This window comes from Chryseobacterium vietnamense (genome assembly GCF_031454475.1).
Classification (GTDB): Bacteria; Bacteroidota; Bacteroidia; order Flavobacteriales; family Weeksellaceae; genus Chryseobacterium; species Chryseobacterium vietnamense.
The window spans coordinates 363,180-385,788 of the sequence record NZ_JAVDQX010000002.1 but is presented as its reverse complement, the minus strand read 5'-3'; the positions used below and the strand labels follow the sequence as shown (position 1 = coordinate 385,788).

The 22,609-nt window shown below is 36.5% G+C and carries 18 protein-coding genes and 1 tRNA gene; 8 read left to right on the top strand and 11 right to left on the bottom strand.

What is annotated here, in order from left to right; translation table 11 throughout:
• The first annotated feature begins 53 nt into the window (after window positions 1-53).
• Window positions 54-1,055, top strand: a complete 1,002-nt coding sequence (recA, locus tag J2786_RS11015) for a recombinase RecA (RefSeq protein WP_034694853.1) — start codon at window positions 54-56, stop codon at window positions 1,053-1,055.
• A 271-nt stretch (window positions 1,056-1,326) separates the two neighbouring features.
• Here recA and J2786_RS11010 read toward each other — a convergent pair whose 3' ends face one another.
• Window positions 1,327-2,760 (bottom strand): hypothetical protein, encoded by a 1,434-nt coding sequence (locus J2786_RS11010; RefSeq protein ID WP_047435102.1) that lies wholly within the window; start codon window positions 2,758-2,760, stop codon window positions 1,327-1,329.
• Between the two features lie 141 nt (window positions 2,761-2,901).
• Window positions 2,902-5,796 (bottom strand): alpha/beta hydrolase family protein, encoded by a 2,895-nt coding sequence (locus J2786_RS11005; RefSeq protein ID WP_047435105.1) that lies wholly within the window; start codon window positions 5,794-5,796, stop codon window positions 2,902-2,904.
• Between the two features lie 152 nt (window positions 5,797-5,948).
• Here J2786_RS11005 and htpG point away from each other — a divergent pair, with 152 nt between their 5' ends.
• Window positions 5,949-7,841, top strand: a complete 1,893-nt coding sequence (gene htpG / locus J2786_RS11000) for a molecular chaperone HtpG (protein ID WP_047435109.1) — start codon at window positions 5,949-5,951, stop codon at window positions 7,839-7,841.
• A 539-nt stretch (window positions 7,842-8,380) separates the two neighbouring features.
• On the top strand, window positions 8,381-8,773 hold the full coding sequence (locus tag J2786_RS10995) for a helix-turn-helix transcriptional regulator (protein WP_047435112.1): 393 nt from the start codon (window positions 8,381-8,383) through the stop codon (window positions 8,771-8,773).
• Window positions 8,774-9,054: 281 nt separating this feature from the next.
• Here the strand turns inward: J2786_RS10995 and J2786_RS10990 are convergent, their stop codons facing one another.
• Window positions 9,055-9,351: an MGMT family protein gene (locus J2786_RS10990; protein WP_034697384.1), complete on the bottom strand. Its 297-nt coding sequence runs from the start codon at window positions 9,349-9,351 to the stop codon at window positions 9,055-9,057.
• Window positions 9,352-9,439: 88 nt separating this feature from the next.
• Between J2786_RS10990 and J2786_RS10985 the strand changes: the two genes are divergently transcribed.
• Entirely contained in the window at window positions 9,440-9,586 is a 147-nt protein-coding gene (locus J2786_RS10985) for a hypothetical protein (protein ID WP_167497854.1), read from the top strand.
• Between the two features lie 427 nt (window positions 9,587-10,013).
• Here J2786_RS10985 and J2786_RS10980 read toward each other — a convergent pair whose 3' ends face one another.
• The 5 genes from J2786_RS10980 to J2786_RS10960 all read right to left on the bottom strand — a co-directional run bounded on the left by J2786_RS10980 (window position 10,014) and on the right by J2786_RS10960 (window position 14,137).
• Window positions 10,014-10,985, bottom strand: a complete 972-nt coding sequence (locus J2786_RS10980; protein ID WP_034673009.1) for a deoxyhypusine synthase family protein — start codon at window positions 10,983-10,985, stop codon at window positions 10,014-10,016.
• A gap of 333 nt (window positions 10,986-11,318) precedes the next feature.
• A complete protein-coding gene (locus tag J2786_RS10975; protein WP_047435119.1) occupies window positions 11,319-11,699 on the bottom strand; it encodes a GreA/GreB family elongation factor in 381 nt (126 codons plus the stop codon).
• A 295-nt stretch (window positions 11,700-11,994) separates the two neighbouring features.
• Window positions 11,995-12,636 carry a DUF2715 domain-containing protein gene (locus J2786_RS10970; protein ID WP_047435121.1) on the bottom strand — a complete coding sequence of 214 codons (642 nt, stop codon included), beginning with the start codon at window positions 12,634-12,636 and terminating at the stop codon, window positions 11,995-11,997.
• Window positions 12,637-12,685: 49 nt separating this feature from the next.
• Window positions 12,686-13,078 (bottom strand): alternative ribosome rescue aminoacyl-tRNA hydrolase ArfB, encoded by a 393-nt coding sequence (gene arfB, locus J2786_RS10965; RefSeq protein WP_047435906.1) that lies wholly within the window; start codon window positions 13,076-13,078, stop codon window positions 12,686-12,688.
• A 30-nt stretch (window positions 13,079-13,108) separates the two neighbouring features.
• Window positions 13,109-14,137, bottom strand: a complete 1,029-nt coding sequence (locus J2786_RS10960; protein WP_047435124.1) for an AMP-binding protein — start codon at window positions 14,135-14,137, stop codon at window positions 13,109-13,111.
• Between the two features lie 100 nt (window positions 14,138-14,237).
• Here J2786_RS10960 and J2786_RS10955 point away from each other — a divergent pair.
• Together J2786_RS10955 and J2786_RS10950 are read left to right on the top strand one after the other, a co-directional pair.
• A tRNA-Gln gene (locus tag J2786_RS10955) sits at window positions 14,238-14,308 on the top strand.
• Between the two features lie 90 nt (window positions 14,309-14,398).
• Window positions 14,399-15,937: a T9SS type A sorting domain-containing protein gene (locus J2786_RS10950; protein ID WP_310025178.1), complete on the top strand. Its 1,539-nt coding sequence runs from the start codon at window positions 14,399-14,401 to the stop codon at window positions 15,935-15,937.
• 179 nt (window positions 15,938-16,116) lie between these two features.
• Here the strand turns inward: J2786_RS10950 and J2786_RS10945 are convergent, their stop codons facing one another.
• The 3 genes from J2786_RS10945 to J2786_RS10935 form a co-directional block, all read right to left on the bottom strand.
• Window positions 16,117-16,749 carry an HdeD family acid-resistance protein gene (locus J2786_RS10945; RefSeq protein ID WP_047435132.1) on the bottom strand — a complete coding sequence of 211 codons (633 nt, stop codon included), beginning with the start codon at window positions 16,747-16,749 and terminating at the stop codon, window positions 16,117-16,119.
• Window positions 16,750-17,015: 266 nt separating this feature from the next.
• Window positions 17,016-18,434 carry an amino acid permease gene (locus J2786_RS10940; RefSeq protein WP_310025174.1) on the bottom strand — a complete coding sequence of 473 codons (1,419 nt, stop codon included), beginning with the start codon at window positions 18,432-18,434 and terminating at the stop codon, window positions 17,016-17,018.
• A 279-nt stretch (window positions 18,435-18,713) separates the two neighbouring features.
• Entirely contained in the window at window positions 18,714-19,007 is a 294-nt protein-coding gene (locus J2786_RS10935) for a helix-turn-helix domain-containing protein (protein ID WP_047435138.1), read from the bottom strand.
• A 184-nt stretch (window positions 19,008-19,191) separates the two neighbouring features.
• Between J2786_RS10935 and ccoN the strand changes: the two genes are divergently transcribed.
• Both ccoN and J2786_RS10925 read left to right on the top strand, forming a co-directional pair.
• Entirely contained in the window at window positions 19,192-21,471 is a 2,280-nt protein-coding gene (ccoN, locus tag J2786_RS10930) for a cytochrome-c oxidase, cbb3-type subunit I (protein ID WP_047435907.1), read from the top strand.
• A 19-nt stretch (window positions 21,472-21,490) separates the two neighbouring features.
• Window positions 21,491-22,378: a cbb3-type cytochrome c oxidase N-terminal domain-containing protein gene (locus J2786_RS10925; RefSeq protein ID WP_047435141.1), complete on the top strand. Its 888-nt coding sequence runs from the start codon at window positions 21,491-21,493 to the stop codon at window positions 22,376-22,378.
• The last annotated feature ends 231 nt before the right edge of the window (window positions 22,379-22,609 follow it).

Sequence of the window (22,609 nt, the reverse complement as noted above, 5' to 3'; positions counted from 1 at the left end):
TATTAGTTTTTGATATATAAATTATGTATTTTTGAGAAATTATTTTAATAGAGATGAGTAACATTGACGATAAGAAAAAAGCACTTGCTTTAGTGCTTGACAAGCTAGATAAAACATATGGAAAGGGAACAGTAATGACTTTAGGTGATGAATCTATAGACAATACTATTGAAGTAATTCCTTCCGGTTCTTTAGGTTTGGATATTGCCTTAGGTATTGGCGGATATCCAAAAGGAAGAATCATTGAAATATATGGTCCGGAATCTTCAGGTAAAACAACATTAACCCTTCATGCTATTGCTGAGGCTCAAAAAGCAGGTGGTATTGCAGCATTTATTGATGCAGAACACGCTTTCGACAGAACTTATGCTGCAAAATTAGGAATTGATCTTGAAAACCTGATCATTTCTCAGCCAGACAACGGTGAGCAAGCTTTAGAAATTGCAGATAACCTTATCCGTTCAGGAGCTATTGATATCGTTGTCATTGACTCTGTGGCTGCTCTTACCCCAAAAGCAGAAATTGAAGGTGAAATGGGAGATTCTAAAATGGGTCTTCATGCAAGATTAATGTCTCAGGCATTGAGAAAGCTTACAGCTACTATTTCAAGAACAAAATGTACAGTGATTTTCATCAACCAGTTGAGAGAAAAGATTGGTGTTATGTTCGGAAACCCTGAAACGACTACCGGAGGTAATGCTTTGAAGTTCTATGCTTCTGTAAGAATTGATATCAGAAAAGCAAGTGCACCTATCAAACAAGGTGATGAAGCTATCGGTAGCCGTGTGAAAGTGAAAATTGTGAAAAACAAAGTAGCACCTCCTTTCAAGCAGGCAGAATTCGATATCATGTATGGTGAAGGAGTTTCTAAAGTAGGAGAAATTCTTGATACTGCAGTAGATATGGGAATCGTAAAGAAAAGCGGGTCTTGGTTCAGCTACGAAGAGACTAAACTAGGTCAGGGACGTGATGCTGTAAAAGATGTTTTAAGAGACAATCCGGATCTTGCTGAAGAATTGGAAGGTAAGATCAAGGAAGAAATGAAAAACAAATAATTTTTCAGAAAAATATAGAAAAGGCAGTCTAGGACTGCCTTTTTTGTTTCAAATATTTTTTAAAACGCAAAGTTTTTATTTATTCATGGTATAATTTTAGAGGGAGCAAAGGTGGAATCAATTTCATTGCCCCTTTTAAGCAAATGTATAATCCCAAAACTTAATCAGCGACAAAGCCGCAACGCTTTGCATCCCTGGAACCAACTTTCGGATCTCATAATTAAAAGAGGTTATTCCGTAGAACAACCTCTTGAATTTTATGTTTTAAAAATTATCCGGCAATTTTACCTTGAAGCTGAAGAGCTCCGGTTACCTTCATTCCTTTTGTAAGCGTTTCCATTCTCATATTCTCTTTGTTCACAAAAGCATCAATGGTAAAGAAATCTTCATTCTCTTCATGGGTGATGAGCTTCAGTTTCAAAATATATCCTTTAACACTTTTATCTTCAAGCAATTCAGTTTCTTTAAAGTCTACAAGCTGAGCAATAAAGTCAAAGCATGCATAATTAGGAAGATCCTGACTTGGTGCATAGGTAGTGAAATCGTCACTCATTTTAGTACCATCAGGTAAATCCGTGTTCGTGTGAACGTCAAGGATGAATACAATTCCACTGACATTTACCTTCAGATGAGGCTGTGTCATGTAGGTATTTTTGTTTTCAGCATAATCTGTCGCAAAGAACCAAACCCCAAAAGTTTCTCTGGCAGGTCCTGCTACAATCGCCTGTAAATCCAAGGCATTTTCCCATTCTCTGATGGATCTTGTTTCAAAATCCAGAGTATAATCAGTTTTTACTTCCGGAATGATAATGCTTAATTCCTCCGTTAAAGTAGTTTTAAATGTTACCCCATCAAATTCTGTTTTGCTCTTCATATCAACTGATGGATCAGAAGATTCAGACTGTGTCAAAATAGCATTAAGATACTGACCGTAATCTTTAGTCTGGAAATTCTGATGACCAAAAATTCCACTCCATGTATTCATCAGGTTATGAACATTCGATTTTCTGATGATGATTCCTGCTTCATTAGTCGTTTCAGGCGCTGCAATTCCTTCTGTATTCTGGAAATAATTTTGTCCCTCAATCAACTGATGATTCATAATTGCATTATTTTCTTCATGAGAAAACTCTGCGAAACCTTTATAAGTAATATTCTGGTTTTCGAAAATATAAGGCAACCCTGTTTTCTTCTTCTGATCACCAGCAAAGTGATAAGCAAGAGAAATTCCCTTGAACTCCCCTTCCTGCATGGCCGGAGTGTGATTACCGTTATGATCAAACTGAGAATGATACAGGATCATATACGATTTAATCTTACCTTCCAGAAGCTCACTTTCAAACTTTTCTTCCATTTTTGCAATTGCCTGCTGTGGAGAAAGTGCATAAGCATCTTCAGTAACCATATATGCAAAGCCTTCTACCTCACCGTTTTCTTTTTCAAAAGCTGAAAGAGGCGTATACTCACCTCTTAGCTGAAGGGCTATAGAATACACGATATAATCATTATAAATCCTGATTTTTTCATATTCTTCACTTACTTTCGGCTCTTCTACCGGCTGCGAAGGGATTTCCGGTATTGTTTCCACAACTTCTTCCGCCACTTCCTCTACTATTTTTTCTTCCGGCATTTCCATTTCCTGAACCGGAGTGCTTACATTTTCCTGACTGTTATTTTTCTTCTTAAAAAAATCAAAGATTCCCATACTGTTATTTATAATTGGCAGTAAATATAATAAAAGTGCTGAACAGGCCCATCATAAAAAAAATGCCATTGTGTCAGTTTCTTTTTCATTGCTTTTATAATAAAAAATTCCGGCGGAGCCTTTGGCTCCGCCGGAATTTTATTAATTAGGCTTATCATCTGTCAGCTCAAATCCCCAATCTTTTCCTTTTTGGGTTGCCGGGATGCCTTTTGTCATCCAGACCGGAGCTTTTGCCCCTTTAAGATAATAATCAAAAAACTGCTGTTCGCGGATTTGAATATCTTTTCTGTTCTGGCGTTTTATAAGGTTATGATCATCACCATTATAATTCAGAAGCCATACGGGTTTTCCGAGACGGCGTAATGCGGTAAACATTTCAATTCCCTGATACCAGGGCACTGCTCCATCTTTATCATTACTCATAATAACTACCGGAGTTTTTACCTGATTAATGGTAAAGAGCGGAGAGTTCTTAATATAAAGATCCGGAGCATCCCACAGATTCTTTCCTAGCCTGCTCTGCGATTTTTCATACTGGAACTGTCTGTTCATTCCGGAAGTCCATCGGATTCCTCCATAGGCAGAAGTCATGTTGACAACAGGAGCACCACTCCATGCTGCGGCATACATATTCGTGTGTGCAATAAGATAGGCTACCTGGTAACCTCCCCAACTTTGTCCCTGAATTCCTATTTTAGTACCATCCACCCAGGAATTTTGCTTTAGCTTTTCAACTCCGGAATTAATGTATTCCATGGCAGATTCTCCCGGGAAACCATCCGTGTAAGAAATATCAGGAGTAAAAACCAGATATCCGTTACTCACAAAATAAGAAATATTTAATCTTGAAGGTGTGGGAGCAGGTGCTACATAACGGTTTAAATTATCCGAAAGTTTCTCGTAGAAATAAACAATCATCGGATATTTTTTATTCGGATTGAAATCTTCCGGTTTGTATAAAACTCCTGTAGAAGTATTTCCTTTGGGTGTAGTCCAGTTTACCAATTCATCTGTTCCCCAGTTATATTGATTTTGCTGTGGATTGGTATTGCTCAGTTTTTGCTGTTCTGAGAAATCTGATGTTGCAAAAACATTGGGTGAATCTGTGTATGATTCCTTTACCAAAATATATTTCTCAGCATTCTTTGCTTTTTGAAGAGTTCGATACCCCCATACATTTTCCATTTGAATTTTTACAGGGTCAGTGTTTGAGTGAATGGATGTTTTAAAAATTCCGTTCGCCTTGGATGTATTATCAAATGCTGATAAATAAATGGCTGATTTTCTGTTTAAGCTTTTAATATCTTTATCCAGATCGTAAGTATCAAATGTTATTTTATGTTTACGTCCGAATCCATTGGTAATATTTCTCGGCTTTTTTGAACCGTTCAGGAAAAACTCCCAAAGATCATAACGGTCTCTGATAATCACAGATTCATCATTATCGGTCCAGGATGCAATACCATAAGAATTTGGAAAATCCGGCATATCAAATTCCTCATCAACGAAGGAAACAGGTAGGCTGGTATTTAATGGAAGGGTTTGCCTTGTTTTTACATTATAACTCAGCCACTTTCCTTTTTCTCTGTCAAAGATTACGACAAATTTACCAAGCGGAGATACAGCTGCTGCTCCATTCAGATTTTGAATAATTTCAGTTCTGTCTCCCGTTTTATTATCAATCAGGAAATACGTTTTCTTTGTAGCGCCTTCCCATTGTGAAGAAATACGGTTGTTTAAGCTTGTAATACCAAGTGCAAATTCAGCATTCCCTTCATTTACCAAACGTAAAGTGTCCAAGTCTTCTCCATCAATATTTCTGAAGAAATCCGGTTTTTCTGTTTGCATTACTGCAGCATATGATTTCTTCAGGTCATTTTTCAATTCTTTTAGCTGTACCGTTTGCAGATAATCATCTCTATAGTTCCACACATCTACTACAGCATGGTCATTCGCAATCATTGCTGTATCTTTTGCAACAGGTTTGGGAGCAACACCGAAATACAGCTGTTTCCCATTTTTACTGAACAAAGGCAACCGATTTTCAGAAATCACCCAATTCTTTTTCATCTGAGCATTTTCATTGGTAACAATTTCTTTTTTGTTTCCTTTAAAATTAAAGTAATACAGCTGATACAGTTTTACCAGGTCATTCTGTGCAGAAGAAGTTCCCACATAAGCCAATTGACTTCCTTCTTCATCAAAAGACAACTGCGAAAAATCGCCTTCCATTTCAGAAATTTTATTTACAGTTCCTTTTTGCAGATCAACTACCTGCACGGTTTGAAATGCATATTTTTTCGGCTTTGACTTGTCTGTATCTTTTTTATCTGCAGATTTTTCATCTGCTGAATCTTTCCCTTCTTTCTTATCTTTTTTCTCGTCTGGCTTTTTTGTCACAAAAACAAGCTGCTTCCCATTTTTACTGAACTCATAACGTACCACATTATCATAGGTTGTACTTTTTCCATCCAATAAATTTCGTACTACCAATTGTAATGGTTTTACATTTTTGTCTTCATCTTTGTTTTCGTCTCCATCATCTTTATCAGCATTGTCATCTGCAGATTTATCCTTTGTATTTTCAAGAAGATAAGCAATGTAGGAGCCTTCCTTTTCAGGAATTTTAAATCCTTTTACATTAGGAATCTTCTCTGTTTTATCATTGAAGAAATCAACGATAGCAAGGCTGTCTTTCGTTAATTTATTTTTCTTCAGTTTTTTATCTTTTACTGCTTTTATATCTTTATACTGCGGACGGATCTGAAAAACAGCAAACCTGGAATCATTGGTAAAGTCCACTTTTGCAGCTCTTTCAAACTTTTTTGTGGTCTTATTTTTAACGGAATATAAAGAAAGCTCAGAATTTCCTTCCTGAGCATCTACCGAATAGGCAATCCATTTTCCATCATTTGAGATTTTTCTTGATCCTATATTCTGCCAACTGTCATAAACAGAGTGATCTAAAGGCTTCTTCTGTCCATATACCCAGGAGGCCATGATGAGCAGAATAAAAACTGTACATTTCAACTTCATTTTTAAAATATTTTAAGAATTAAAAGTAAGATATTTCTTTGACAAAATCATACGACAAGACCACATCAGGTTGAAAAAATGTCATTCTGTCACTTTCTTCTTCATGGTATTTTTTTTGAGAAGTATTTTGAACAATTAAAATATAAAATATGATGACTAAAGGAAATATTAATGTATCTGTGGAAAACATTTTCCCCCTTATTAAAAAATTTCTTTACAGTGACCACGAAATATTCTTAAGAGAATTGATTTCCAATGCTACTGATGCTACTTTAAAATTAAAACATTTAACAAGCATTGGTGAAGCAAAAGTAGAGTACGGAAATCCGAAACTTGAAGTTAAAATTGATAAAGACCAGAAAACTTTACGCATCATTGACCAGGGTATTGGGATGACGGCTGAAGAAGTTGAAAAATACATCAACCAGGTTGCTTTCTCAGGAGCTGAAGAGTTTCTGGAAAAATATAAGGATTCTGCTAAAGATTCAGGGATTATCGGACATTTCGGTCTTGGATTTTACTCTGCATTTATGGTGGCAGAAAAGGTAGAAATTCTTACAAAATCTTATAAAGATGAGCCGGCAGTACGTTGGATTTGTGACGGAAGTCCGGAATTTACACTTGAGGAAACTACCGATAAAACTGACAGAGGAACAGAAATTATTCTTCATATTGCTGAAGATTCGGTAGAGTTTTTAGAAGAAACAAAAATCCGTGAACTGTTATTAAAGTATAACAAATTTATGCCTGTTCCGATTAAATTCGGGACAAAAACACATACACTTCCATTACCGGAAGATGCTCCGGAGGATGCGGTAGCTGAAACGGAAGAGGTAGACAATATTATCAACAATCCGGTACCAGCATGGACAATCGCTCCAAGCGAACTAACCAATGAGGATTATATGAAGTTCTATCATGAACTGTATCCAATGCAGTTTGAAGAACCATTATTCAACATCCACCTGAATGTTGATTATCCTTTCAATCTTACCGGAATTCTGTTCTTTCCTAAGTTGAGCAACAACCTGAATATCGACAAAGATAAAATTCAATTATATCAAAACCAGGTATTCGTAACGGATGAAGTAAAAGGGATCGTTCCGGACTTCCTGATGCTTCTGAGAGGAGTTATTGATTCTCCGGATATTCCATTGAACGTTTCCCGTTCTTATCTTCAGGCAGATGGTGCGGTAAAGAAAATTTCATCTTACATCACGAAAAAAGTAGCCGACAAAATGGCTTCTTTAATCAATGAAAACCGTGAAGACTATGAGAAAAAATGGAACGACATTAAAATCGTAATCGAGTACGGAATCATTACTGAAGAGAAATTTGCTGAAAAGGCAGACAAATTCACATTGTATCCTACAACCGACGGTAAATATTTCCTTTGGGATGAACTGGTAGAAAAAATAAAGCCAAGCCAAACCGATAAAGATAACAAACTGGTTGTATTGTATGCTACCAATGCTGATGAGCAGCACAGCTACATCCAGTCTGCAAGAGATAAAGGATATGAAGTTCTGTTATTAGACTCTCCTATCATTTCACACGTGATTCAGAAACTGGAAACTTCAAAAGAAAATATTTCATTTGCAAGAGTAGATGCTGATCATGTTAATAACCTTATCAAAAAAGACGAGCCGGTAATTTCAAAACTGAATGAAACGGAAAAAGAGTCATTGAAAAAGAACGTAGAAGAAGCTATTCAGGATTCTAAATTTACGGTTCAGCTTGAAGACCTTGACAGCAATGATGCTCCGTTCACCATTACCCAGCCGGAATTCATGAGAAGAATGAAGGAAATGCAGGCTACAGGTGGAGGCGGCATGTTTGGAATGGGCGGTTTCCCGGAGATGTACAATCTTGTGGTGAACTCCAACAGCGAGCTTTCCAATCAGATCTTAAAAACTGAGAATACTGAAGAGAAAGAAAACTTAATCAAATATGCGCTGGATCTTGCCAAGCTTTCACAAAACTTACTGAAAGGAAAAGACCTGACAGATTTTATACAGAGAAGCTATAAGCAACTGGAAAAATAATATAAAAAAGACTGTTTCATTTTGAAGCAGTCTTTTTTTATCTGAAGAAAGGTTGGAAAAACGCAGAGGCACTATTTTTTTGAATACTATGTATTGTAAGGCTCAAGGATTTTATCCCCGATAAAACTGCAGGCTGTGTTTTTATTCTTTATCTCGCTGATTTGCTGATTACGCAGATGATAAAAATCTGTGCAATTCGTGTGATCTGCGGGAATATTTTAATAAAGATTAAGCTCCCATCCTTGCTGAAAATCTAATATTGAGCGAAGTCGAAATGTTCTTGTTCATTAAATTTTCATAATGAATAAAAACCTTATAGGTTTAAATACCTACTCTTACCCACAATCTTTGATCAATCGGAAGTTATTGCGAAATAAATGGCTAGTACGAAGAAAATTTTCAACAATTACATAGGATAATATTTGTGTTTTTAAGTCTGGCTTCCTTTTATCTTTAATCTTATTCTTTATCACATATTTTTTTCTACTTTTTATTGTATAGCTTCTGCTTTTTTGCCATTTTTGTATAAAATGTCGGTCATGCAAAAAGAAAAATTACGCGTCATCAGAAAGCAAAAAGGCTACACTCAACAGCAGGTAGCGGACTTTATCGCAACGGATGTATCCAATTACAGCAGAAAAGAAAGTGGTGATGTAAGGATCGTAAAAGATGAATGGGACAAGCTTGCCCGTTTTCTGGATGTACCTTTTGAGGACATTTATGAAGAAGACGAACCTGCGGTAATTATCAATAATGATCACCCTGTATTTAATGACAGGTCATCTTCTGCTGGTGTAATTACCAACCAGAATAACTATGATAATATTCCGGGGGCTATTATTGAAAACTTACAAAACTATATCGCTCTGTTAAAAGAAGAAAACGAAAAGCTTAAAGAAGAACTGAAAGGTCTGCCGAGAGGAAGAAAATAAGACAGTTGAAACTTTAAAAATATTGGTGTCACTCCTATTCAGTTATGGAGTGACATTTTTTTTGTTGTATAGCTTTGAGGTGAGAGTTTTTTGACGCAAAGGATTAATTTTCCTATGCTTTATTTCAGGAGGCGAAGAGGTGCGACTTTGTCGCTGATGAAGCTTTGTGATGAATGATACATTCGCCTAGAAAGAATCAATTTCATTGATTCTGCCTTTGCTCCCTCAAAAATATTACAGTTTATAAATAAAAACTTTGCGTTACAAAAATACTTTGAAATTTACAATTCCTCCAACGGATCCCAGAACAGTTTTTTGAAATTCTTTATTCTAAGATTTTCCACAGTGATTCCTTCAGCTTCCAGCTTAGGTTGAAATTCCGGAACAGATAACACCCCAGAACTTGAAATCACCCGATGAGCAGGAACATCCTTAGGACATCCTCCCATTGCTTTTCCCACATGCCTGGAATGATTAGGATAACCAACCGCCTTTGCTATGGCACCATACGTAGACACTCTTCCTTTGGGAATAAGCCTTGCCACTTCGTAGACCTGTTGTTTGAAAATTTCGTCCATATCAATTAACTGTTTTTAGCAGACTATTTTTTTTGCATCATTTTTGAACTCTCTTAATCTCAATGATGTTTCATTAAAAGATAAAGATATGAAAAAATCATTTTTCAGGCTGTTGAATGCCGTTAATAAAAAGGTGCTTCCGAAGCTGAGTACTAAAGATCCTAATCATCTGACCAAGATCGAAAAGGGAATTCTGGCGTATCGTTATTTTGTGCTGGTGAATTCTTTGGATTAATTTTATTTTCCCACAGATTGCACAGATTTTCACAAATGCTTATGTATATCTTTTGGAAGATGCAAATGTGCTGGTTCTTTTGAAATGGCTCATACAAAATAGTTTAATGTACCTCACGCGGATTTTGCAGATTATAAAAATCTGTGCAATTCGTGGTATCTGTGGGAATACTGTATACCAATTTTTAACCATTAAGAAAAATGAAGATGGGAAGAATCATTAAGTTTCATCTTTGATGAAAAGTAAAGCATGCGGATAAATAAAATAGCTTTAGCTATTTCTCTTAATACCCTTTAAAACTTAAATAATCTTAATGGTTCAAATTATTTTAGTTTTCAAAACAATTCTATTTTTACATCCTAAAAATAAAAAGCGCTTCAAATGAATTGAAGCGCTGGTATTGTAATCTCTTTTGAGAATTTTGTTCTTAGTTTTCTAAGATATAAGAGAACATCAATGGTGCACAGATGGTTGCATCACTTTCAACGATAAATTTCGGTGTAGTGATATCCAGTTTACCCCAAGTGATTTTTTCATTTGGCACTGCTCCTGAGTATGAACCGTAAGAGGTTGTAGAGTCAGAAATCTGGCAGAAATAAGACCAGAAAGGAATATCATGCATTTCCATATCCTGATATAGCATTGGTACTACACAGATAGGAAAATCTCCTGCGATACCTCCACCAATCTGGAAGAACCCAACTCCTTTTCCTCCTGAATTTTTAGTATACCAATCGGCAAGGTAAGTCATATATTCGATTCCTGATTTCATTGTAGTCGCTTTAAGCTCCCCTTTGATGCAGTAAGAAGCGAAGATGTTACCCATTGTAGAATCTTCCCATCCCGGTACTACGATTGGTAGGTTAGCTTCTGCAGCAGCAATCATCCAGGAGTTTTCTCTAGGAATTTCGTAGTACTGCTCCAATACTCCTGAAAGGATCATTTTGTACATGAATTCGTGAGGGAAATATCTTTCTCCTTTAGCTTCTGCATCTTTCCAGATCTCTACGATATGTTTTTGTAATCTTCTGAAAGCTTCTTCTTCAGGGATACAAGTATCTGTAACTCTGTTCAGACCTCTTTCCAAAAGATCCCACTCATCCTGAGCTGTTAAATCTCTATAATGAGGAACTCTTTCATAGTGAGAGTGTGCTACAAGGTTCATTAAATCTTCTTCAAGGTTAGCCCCTGTACAAGAGATGAAATCTACTTTTCCCTGACGGATCATTTCAGCAAGAATCTTCCCTAATTCAGCAGTAGACATTGCTCCTGCCAAAGTAATCATCATTTTTCCGCCATCTTTAAGATGTGCAACATATCCTTTAGAAGCATCCACCAATGCAGCTGCGTTGAAGTGCAGGTAATACTTTTCTATGAATTCAGTTATCGGTTTGCTCATTTTTTTAATTTTTGCAAAGATAAAACTTAAAAACGGAATGCAGCGAAAGCACCCGAAGAAAGTGTAACAGAGAAGTCTTTTTTTATCATTTGTTAAATGAGGAAGGTATCATTTTCTCACAGATCACACAGATTTTTATATGATCTGCAAAATCAACGTGAGATCACTTATACAGTATAAAATTTTATCGAAGATAAAATCCTTGCGTCTTACAACTATTTAGTATTTAAAAACTTTGCGCCCTTGCGTTTTCCAACACATTACTATAAAAAAGCGCGACCCATACGGGCCACGCTTTCACTAACAATCAACTTACTAATATTCTTCAAAGATTTATCCTTCCCAGGCTTCCACTTTCAGGATTTCGATTTTTCTTTCTCCGTCTCGGAAAGGCCAGTTAATAACATCTCCTACTCTATATCCTACTACTGCAAGAGCAATATCAGACAGGATGGAATGTTTATTCTTTTTAAGTTTTGCTTTGGTAGACGGAACAAAAATATACTCGTGTTCAAAATCTAAGGTATGGTCTTTTAATGTTACTTTTCTTTCTACCGTTACAATATCAGCAGGAAGATCTCTTCTCCGCACTTGCTTTGCATTTCTAAGCTCTTCAGTTAATCTTTTCTCTTCTCCGATACTCACTTTTTTTCTTCTAAGGGTATCTTTTATAGCATCATAAATTCCGGTTGTTACAATAATATGATTAGACATTTTTCATTTTTTTAAATTAAAATGCAGTTATTCTCTGACGATCCAATGTAGAATACAGACGTATGACAGTCTTCTTCTCCGGAAAACTGCACAAAAGCAATATATATAAAAGTCGGAATGATTCCCTGTCTTGGATCCTGACAGGGCTTAAATAATGAAGTCCTTAGAACTTTTCAGAAAAGAATCTGTGTGTAGATAAAGTAAAGACAGCAGCAATCCTGACCGGCGGTATTCTGCAGATAAAAAGATTGTTGCTGTCATTATCAATTATTATTAATTCTAACAAAGATACTGCTTAAAAACGGAATGTAGCGGCTGCACTTAAAGAAACTCTATGTAAACCTTCTTTCTGATCATCATCAAATTTATAAGTCACACCGTTATACTTCATTTTACTCAAGGTTCCGCCACTTAAACCTACTTTTGGTCCTATCATAAAATTCTTGCTTACCTGATATTGATATCCAAGGTCCACTTCTGCCCCAAAAGTACTTCCTGTGCCTTTTACAGATCCTGTTTTTGTAGTATAAGACATGACTCCCAATGCTACATCTGCAAATACCTTATGTCTTGTATCCAGATGATTATTTGAAATAAGTCCGGAGAAACCGAAAAATGTAATATGATCTTTTGTCGTTACAGGAACGGATACTGGTGTTCCATTTACATAACCAAGCAGAAATCCGTCACTGGACGCACTGTAGTTGGAGTATTTTACTCCGAACGCAAGGCCGTTCTTCACTTCATAATGGGCAGCAACATCAATGTTCAACCCATTTTTCAGGTCTTTTACATATTCTTTTTCTTCTTTACTAAGTCCGGAAACTGTTTTTGCAGTTCTCCATGCGTACCCCACTGAAGGTCTGATAGAAAATTTCTGAGCGAAAGACATGATGGAGATTGAAAAAACTCCAATTAAGATTATTTTTTTTATCATGGTTTTAAAAGTTTCCGGCAAAAATAAAATTTTCTACCGGAGAAACCAATTAAAACCTGAAACGTCTGCTTTCTTTTTTATCTGAAAGCTTTTTCTTGTTATCCAGTCTTTTTTGTTTCTGTCCTTTTGAAGGCTTGGTGGCCGTTCTTTTTTTGGGAACAATGAGAGATTTGTTTACCATTTCAAGTATTTTTTCAATGGCTTTATTTTTATTCATCAGCTGGGTTCTGCTTTCCGAAACTGAAAGGAATAAAAAACCCTCTGCATTGATTCTGTTTTTCAGTTTATGCTGAATCAATGTTTTTTCATCTTCATTGAAAAATTCTGATGCATCTACTTTCCAAAGTACGGTAACAGCAGTCTCCACTTTATTGACGTTTTGTCCTCCTGCGCCGCTGCTGCGGGAAGTTTTGAAGCTGAGTTCTTTTGAAAAGTCTTTCATTGTTTTAAGATTTTGAGATACAGGAATCAACTAGAGATCTCTATTTAAGTTTTTATACAATTCTAATCTGTTTACCTTCCCGTTGGGAGTTCTCGGAATTTCTCTGATGAAAATAATTTCTTTTGGCCTGTGGAAATTTTTCTCAAATGGAATTTCTGAAATTTTCCTTTTCACCTCATCAGATTCATTTCCTTCTATAATTAATATCAATTTCTGGCCCAAACTTTCATCCGGCAGTCCCATAAACACGGCTTCGTTTGTGAGTTCTTTTTTAACTAAAGCTTCAAGGGTTTCCGGGAAAATTTTTGCACCTCCGGAGTTTATTACATTATCAATCCTTCCAAGGAATTTAAACTGCTTTTCATTCTTAATATCAACTAAATCATTAGTTTGCAGTTCTTCAGCATTTACATTGGGAGCGAAGATCTTCAGGCATCCTCTGCCATCTAAAGAGATCGTTACATTTTCAAAAACGTTGAAATAATCTTCCTGCTCCGGCATCAATTGTTTTAAACCAATATGGGAAAGGGTTTCAGACATTCCATAGGTTTCAAAAATACGGTTTGAAGGACTAAGGTTCATCTGCAGAATTTTATTTTTCAGGCTTTCTGAAACAGCAGCACCTCCAATGATGAGGTTTTTTATCAGGTGAAGCTTTTCCAGTGAGTTTTCTACCTGAAGAGGAGTCATAGCACAAAAATCTATTTCTTCATCCAGATTTTCAACAGGTTGTAAAGATGGCTCGGTAATTTTTAATCGTAATTTTCTTTCTATAGAACGAATGATCATCATTTTCCCGGAGATATATTCCACAGGGAGACAGAGTAATGCGGTATCACCTTCCATTAATCCCAAAAAATTACAGGTCATTACAGCAGAGTTGACCATTTTCTTTTTTTCAATTTCAAAAATCTTTGGTACCCCGGTGGAACCAGAAGTCTGGACATTTACTCCTGTTTTTTCCGAAAACCATTCTTCCAGAAAAATTTTCACTTTCTTTTCAAATTCAGTATTGAATGATAATTGATTAATTTTGAGATTATTGAAGTCTATCAGCATATTTTCCGTAAATAAATTCTACAGTAAATTTAAAAAAAAATTCAAAAAGTTCTTGTATATAAAGAAAAAAGCTGTAAATTTGCACCACTAAAACAAACAGAGACTCATGGTGTAGCGGTAACACTACTGATTTTGGTTCAGTCATCTGGGGTTCGAATCCCTGTGAGTCTACAAACCATCCTTTTTTAAGGATGGTTTTTGTTTTTATTACTATCTTTTATTTTTGGGTAAAATCAGAATAAACAATTTAAAACTATAACTATGAAAAAACATTATTTCCTATTATTTTCTATTGTCACCATTTTTTTGAATGCACAAAGCGTTAGTTTAGATCCTACCTTTGGAAATGGCGGCTATTGTATGTTTGACAATTTCGATTTGATGTCTGATGCTGTATTGCTTCCGGATGGGCAGTTCATTACTGCAACATCAACCGGTGCTATCACCATCAGAAAGGTAAACCAGGTCGGGGTTCTGGATACGTCTTTTGGAACAAAATACCATAATATGGATACCAGTACCATTGATAAAAGTGAATCTGTCAAAAGAATGATTTTAAACAATAATAAAATATTGATCTATGGAAGGGTAAACGCTACGCCAACTCACAGCTTATATGATTGGTTTTTAACCAGAATTAATCTGGACGGGTCTCTGGACACCAGCTTTGGTACCAATGGTTTTACGACTCAATCTGTGGGTCAAAATGGTACAGTAAGTGACTTTGCAGTAGATCAGAATGGCAACAGCTACCTTCTTGTTTCCAACATGGGTTCTTATATGGTAAAAGTAAACCAGAATGGTGTAATTGATAATAATTTCGGCACCAATGGAAAGTTATCGCTTACTACGTTTTATCCTAAACAATTCTACATACAAAATGACGGAAAACTGGTAATGGCAGGAACCAAAACCAATACATTAACTTACACTGAAGACTCTTACATTGAAAGAAGACTGCCTGATGGCACGTACGATTCTACATTTGGTACTAATGGTTCTGTTTTTATTCCTGATACGCAAGGTTCTGTTGCCAGAAATTTTGAATATAATTATACTGATAATTCCATCTTAGTGCTGCATAGTAAAAATACTATATATGGGGGGACTTTCTTTTTGTCTAAAATTCAGATTTCAGATGGCGCCTCTGTTTCCGGATTTTCCAATAACGGAAGAACACCTGATTATAGCTTTACCACTGCAAAGCAATTGTCATTGGGACAAATTACCGTATTACCCAATTCAAAAATAATAGTGACCGGAGGTATAACGAATATGTACAATGGTACCCCGAATCTTATTGCACAATTATTTGTAACCAGACTGAATGCTAACGGAACTGTAGACTATACTACTTCAAGTGCGGGCTTTCAATATTTTATGGCAGCACCTCCTACGACTTCGTTAAGGGCCGATTATATTCATAAATTGTTTAATCTGAATGATGGTTCACTTGTGCTTTGTTATTCCGGAGGCAGTGTAACACATGGTGATAAATCTTTTTTAACGAAGCTTAACAGCGGTTTTCTGGGACTGAATGACGTTTCTGTTCAAGATCACAATAATACTTTTACCCTTTATCCTAATCCGGCTGGGGATCATATTATCCTACAAAGTAAAAAACAGGGTAATGAAAGTTTTGAGTACAGTATTTTTGATATGTCCGGGAAAAAAATTCAGAGTGGTTCTTCAATATTCAATGAAAAAATCAATATTCAGAGAGTGGAAAAAGGAAATTATATGATCCGGTTTGAGACTAAAAAAGGAGACAAGCAATCTTTAAAATTAATAAAGAAATAAAAACAATATAACCTTTTAGATATTAAAAAACTGCATTGGAAAAAGTAAGAATTATCTTTTATAAGTGATAATACTCCTGGAACCAGTTCTATTCAAAATTTGAATTTTCAGACATAAATGCTTGATTCAAAAAAAGACCTCTATACGAGGTCTTTTTTTGTTTATAATGTAAATATGTGTTATTTTTTAAGTTCATCAATTTCTTCCTGGATAGACTTAATTTTATCCCTTAATTCCTGGCTTACCCTTCCTGGAATTTTTTTAATTTTTCGCAGATCTAAAGCCAGCATAATGGAAGCTATTCCCATGAAAATGAAAGCAACCCCGGTAAGAGTAACTAATGATAATCCTGTAAATACCGGATTAAATATCAGCAGTAGAGCAAATATAATTCCTCCGACACTGGCAAGGGCAACATTTCCCCAGCTCATTATTCTCATGCTTTTCAGGTCAAATGCGAAGCCCAGTAATTGAAATGAGCGGAACAACAAGGTAAATCCAATCACAAACGGAAGTACCGTCATGGAAATCTGAGGGTTTGCAACTAGGTAAACGCCTATTGCGGTTGTTAATAATCCGCTTACAAGAAACCAGCCCCAGCCCTGCAGGGATTTACTGTTTTGTAAGGAAAAAAATATTTCGGTAATTCCCGAAAATAAAAAGGAAACACTGAAAAAAATGGAGAGTGTAACATAGGTTGCCAGAGGCACACTGAATACATAAAAACCACAGATAAGGAAAAGAATTCCGAAGATTAATGGAATATACCAATGTTTTACGGTATTGGTAAGGGTTTGAAATAAATTGGCCATAAGTGTCTTTTTTGGTCATGCCTACTTTTTTGTAACGGTTTTCGGCTTCTCCGCAGGTATTTCAAACAGATTATAATTTTCACCTGAATTTGAAATATAACCTCTTACTAATGTACGAAAAATACAGGAAAATATGAAATACACATCCAATGATTTTTATCTGTTCCTTTATTTGGAAAGTACCTTAAAAGATTCTTAGTAACAAAAAAGGTGAAAATCAAATGATTTTCACCTCTCCAAAACATGTATAGATCTGTTTTAAATTTTTATTTCGGCTTGTACAATTTATACATCACGAACAAAAAGCCAATCCATATCGGAATCAGAATTACCTGAATTTCCATTCCTGTGATGCTCATCAGTCCTAAGATCAGGATCAAGAATGCAATACAGATATAATTGGATATCGGATAAAATATAGATGGAAATTTGGATTGAACTCCCTCTGCATTTATTGATTTTTTAAACTTTAAATGGGTGTAGCATATCATCAGCCAGTTGATAATCAACGTGGATACCACTAAAGCCATCAGGTATTCAAAAGCTTTTTCCGGTACCAGTTTATTGATAATAATACAGATCCCTGCAAAACACGAAGATATAATGATCGCATTGGTAGGAACAGAATTTTTGTTCAGTTTTTTCAGAAATTTTGGAGCATTTCCCTGCTGAGCCAATCCGAAAAGCATTCTGCTGTTACTATATACACTACTGTTGTACACTGATAAAGCAGCAGTCAAAACAATAAGGTTAAGAACATTTGCGATTAATGTATTGAACTGAATTACTTTACCAAAAAGGCTGAATTCAAGACCATTCAGGTTCTGAAACACCATAACAAACGGGCTTGATCCTTCTGTAATATCTCTCCATGGGCTTAATGAAAACAGGATTACCAAAGCACCTACATAGAAAATAAGAATTCTGTAGATCACCTGATTGGTAGCCTGCGGAATTGTTTTTTCAGGGTTCTTTGCTTCTGCCGCTGTAATTCCGATAAGCTCAAGTCCACCAAAAGAGAACATGATCATCGCCATTGCTGCAAACAATCCTGAATATCCGTTCTCTGTTTTATTAAATAATCCTTTGGGAAAAAAACCTCCGTCATTCCAAAGGTTAGTGATCGTTGCTTTTTCTCCGCCTGTACCGCTTATTAAAAGATATACCCCGAAAATAATCATTGCAATAATGGCCACTACTTTGATGATGGAAAACCAGAATTCTGTTTCTCCATACACCTTTACGGAAGCGAGGTTAAGTGCATTGATTACCACAAAGAAGAATAAACTGGAAACCCAGAGTGGTATTTCCGGCCACCAAAAATGAATATAATGTCCGATTGCGGTAAGTTCCGCCATACTTACCAGAATATAGAGAATCCAGTAGTTCCATCCGGAGGCAAATCCCGGAAAATTTCCCCAATATTTGTAGGCAAAGTAGCTAAAACTTCCCGAAACGGGTTCCTGAACTACCATTTCTCCCAGCTGACGCATAATAAAAAAGGCAATAATTCCTGCTAAAGCATAGCCTAAGATTACAGAGGGTCCTGCCAGTACGGCAGCGGGCCCAATTCCCAGAAATAACCCTGTTCCTATGGCTCCTCCAAGGGCAATTAATTGTATGTGTCGATTTGTTAATCCTCTAACTAAAGTCTCGTTTTGTCCTGTTTTATTTTCGTTGCTCATTGAATGAATTATTCGGTCGCTAAATATATAAAAACTTTTCACAGAAATTCACATTCTATGGGGTAAATTGAGAATTCAACCTCATCCGCAACTTTTCTTTTTACTTCATTATCAATAAAGTTTAAATCCAGTTACCAATACAGTCTTGACAAGTGTAGTTTAGATTGTATTTTACCTTATCAATAGTAAATAATTCACCTCCCTTTTTAATCAAAAAAATGACCTCTTTCTATTTTTGAAAGCGGTCATTCTTTTATAAATTATCTGAGAAATTAAGGTCTATAAAAATTCTTTCGGAATTGAAATATCATTTTTTTTCATGTATTCCAGGAGATTTTGGTATTTATCTTCATAGCCATCAGTTCCACACTTATGGGAAATACTACAGATGTCAGATGGCTTGATGTCTAAGATATCGGATATTTTAGTCAGTATTTCCAGATTGATCTTCACCTTGGAATTCTCAATATCGGAATACGCCTTTTGGGAAATCCCCATTTCAAAAGCCATGTATTCCTGTGTAAGATCTCTGCTCCTACGTATTTTCCTGATATTTTGTCCACATACTTTCATCGTTTTTGTTTTAGTAGTTTTCGGTATATTTTAGAAGATTATCTATTAGCCTCCAACAAAGTTAATAAATACCTTTGGCAAAACATTATACACGTTACATGATATTTATTTTCAACATAGAAAAGACTTAAAAATACATCTTTTTTCAGAGAAAATATCACTTCGGTAAACACTATTGGAATTTATGGAGACGCAAAAATTTAATTATGACAATAATATTGTCAGAGCATTCCTCTATGCGACTATCGCATTCGGACTTGTGGGATTTCTGCTGGGGCTTACAGCTGCACTGATGCTTTTTTATCCTGAATTGCCTGAATTTTTATTCGGTACGGATGATACAACTATTAAAAGCTTAGCTTCAGGTAATATTCAGGGGCTGATTAATACTCAGGGAGCCATGGGCTTCGGAAGAATCAGAATGCTTCATACCAGTGCTGTAATTTTTGCTTTCGTATGTAACTCTTTTTTCTGTGGTGCTTACTACAGTATGCAGAGACTTCTTAAAACCAGAATGTACAGTGATACCCTTTCATGGATTCACTTCTGGTCATGGCAGTTAATGATTGTTAGCGTGGTTATTACATTCCTTATGGGAATCAATACTTCTAAAGAATATGCTGAACATGAATGGCCTATTGATATCTTAATTGCCTTCTCATGGATCATTTTCGGAATCAATATGTTCGGAACTATTGCTAAGAGAAGAGTAAGACATTTGTATGTAGCGATCTGGTTCTATCTGGCAACATGGATTGCTGTTGCAATGCTTCACATCTTCAATAATCTTGAAGTTCCGTTATCTTTCACAAGCTGGAAATCTTATTCTGTATATGCAGGTGTAAAAGATGCATTAGTACAATGGTGGTATGGGCACAATGCAGTAGCATTCGTATTAACCACCCCTGTATTAGGTCTGATGTATTACTTTATGCCAAAGGCAGCTCAGCGGCCGGTATTCTCATACAAACTATCTATTATTCACTTCTGGTCGCTGATCTTTGTATATCTTTGGGCCGGGCCTCACCACCTGCAATATACAGCTTTACCTGCATGGGCTCAGGCGGTAGGAACAGGATTCTCTATCATGCTGATTGCACCGTCATGGGGAGGAATGCTGAATGGTCTTCTTACGCTAAGAGGAGCATGGGATAAAGTAAGAGAAAACCCGATTCTTAAATTCTTTGTAGTAGCGGTTACATGCTATGGTATGGCTACTTTCGAAGGACCTTTATTGGCAACAAAATCATTAAATAAAATTGGTCACTATACCGACTGGGTTATCGGCCACGTACACTTAGGTGCTCTCGGATGGAATGGTTTCATGGCATTCGGAGTGGTATATTATCTGGTTCCGATCATGTGGAGAACATCCCTTTGGTCTAAAAAACTGGCCAACTGGCACTTCTGGTTGGGAACATTAGGAATTATCTTCTACGCCGTACCTATGTATATTTCAGGATTTACTCAGGGATTAATGTGGAAACAATTCAATCCGGACGGAACATTATTGTGGAAAAACTGGCTGGATACAGTAACTGCAATTATTCCTTACTTTAAAATGAGATTCTTAGGAGGAGTGCTTTATCTGTCCGGAGCGATTTTAATGGTGATTAATGTGATCAAAACGATTAAAGCCGGTTCATTCCAGAAAGAAGTTCCTGCAGAAGCTCCTGCATTGGCCAACATCGGCACTTCAAGAAAAGAAGGCGAAGGTGTACACCTTTGGTTGGAAAGAACTCCTACTCTGCTTTCTGTATTAGCTTTTGTTACCATAGCAATCGGTGGATTGGTGGAAATTGTTCCTACGCTGTCACTGAAGCAAAGCGTTCCGACAATTACCGCAGTAAAACCATATACACCGCTGGAACTGGAAGGGAGGGACTTATATATCCGTGAAGGATGTAACTCCTGTCACTCACAGATGATCAGACCATTCCGTGATGAAGTGGTAAGATTTGAAGGAAAAAACGGACAGTATTCCAAGGCTGGAGAATTCGTATACGACAGGCCATTTTTATGGGGATCTAAAAGAACAGGTCCGGATTTACATAGAGAAGGAGGAAGAAACCCGGATTCATGGCACTTCAAACATATGTATAACCCAAGAATTACGTCCGCCGGTTCTATTATGCCACGTTTCCCATGGCTGATTACCAATAAACTGGACCGCGATCAGATGGTTGATAAAATGAAACTGATGAAAAATGCTTTCGATGTTCCTTATACAAAGTCTCAGATAGATTCGGCCAACCAATGGGCAGATAATCAGTCAAAAGCAATTGTACAGAGAATTTACGCTGAAGCAACAGATGTAAAAGATCAGATGGCCAAAGAAAAAATAGCAAAAGGATCAGCGTATGTGCCGCTTGAACAAAGAGAAATTGTAGCAATGATCGCTTACCTGCAAAGACTAGGTACAGATATTAAAACAACACAGGTACAGACTGCAAGCGTAGAATAATATTTAAAATTAAACTGCAATGAAAACGAGAACCCCCATTTCAATATATATCGCCACAACGATAGGTTTAACGGTCATGGCCTTTGAAATGTTCGCCGGAGATTCAGGATATTTTTCTTCTCCTTTTTTCTGGGCGCTGATATTAATCGCCACTATCCTATTGCTGATCATGAACTCTATCGGAGATCTGGTGGAAAATGAAAGTTTCAACAGATTATCCGAGGAACAGAAAAAACAATATCTGGAAGAAAAAAAAGTTCCGTATTACCAAAAATTATGGAACTCAGCATTCAAAAAACAAACCGCTACAGAAGAAAAAGATATTCTTATTGACCACGGTTTTGACGGAATTACAGAGCTTGACAACTCTCTTCCGAAATGGTGGATCGGCCTGTTCTGGTTCGGATGTATTTTCTGTGCAGTCTATCTGTTTGCCTTTTCTTTTACAGATTATGCCCATCCGGAAGCAGAATACACCAAAGAAACAAAAACCATGTTAGCATCTATTGCAGAGTATGAGAAAACTGCTCCTCAGATCAATCTGGAATCTGCAAAATACAGTGCTGATAATATTGCCGAAGGACAGGAACTTTTCAAAACGAATTGCGTTACCTGCCATGGAGACGGTGGAAAAGGAGGTATAGGTCCAAACCTTACCGATACCCACTGGATCAATATCAAAGAAAAAAGTTTATTTAAAAATGTATTCTGGATGCTTGAAAACGGCTCGCCTAATAATCCTACCATGAGACCTTTCATCAAGGAAGGAACCATCACAGGAAGAGATGCAGAGAAAATTGCCGCTTACATTTATCACATCAACCAGGAAACCGCTCCTATCACACCAGCACAAGGTGGTGCCGCTCCTCAGGGAGAAGAAGTGAAATGGGAAAACGGAAACAACTAAAATTATTATTATCTATCATATAAACCATGCCACGCCCCCATCACAACTACTAACATTTGAATTTTCATTTTTGCTAACTAACCTTTTCAACATTAAAAAATGATAAAAGGGGGCGTTTTTTAAAATAACAATCCCTGCCTTGGCCCGTCTTATTCAACTATTCACTTGACAACTACAAACTAGAAATTCCATAAAAAGACAGCCAAGGCAGGATTTTTGCATTCGCAAAAG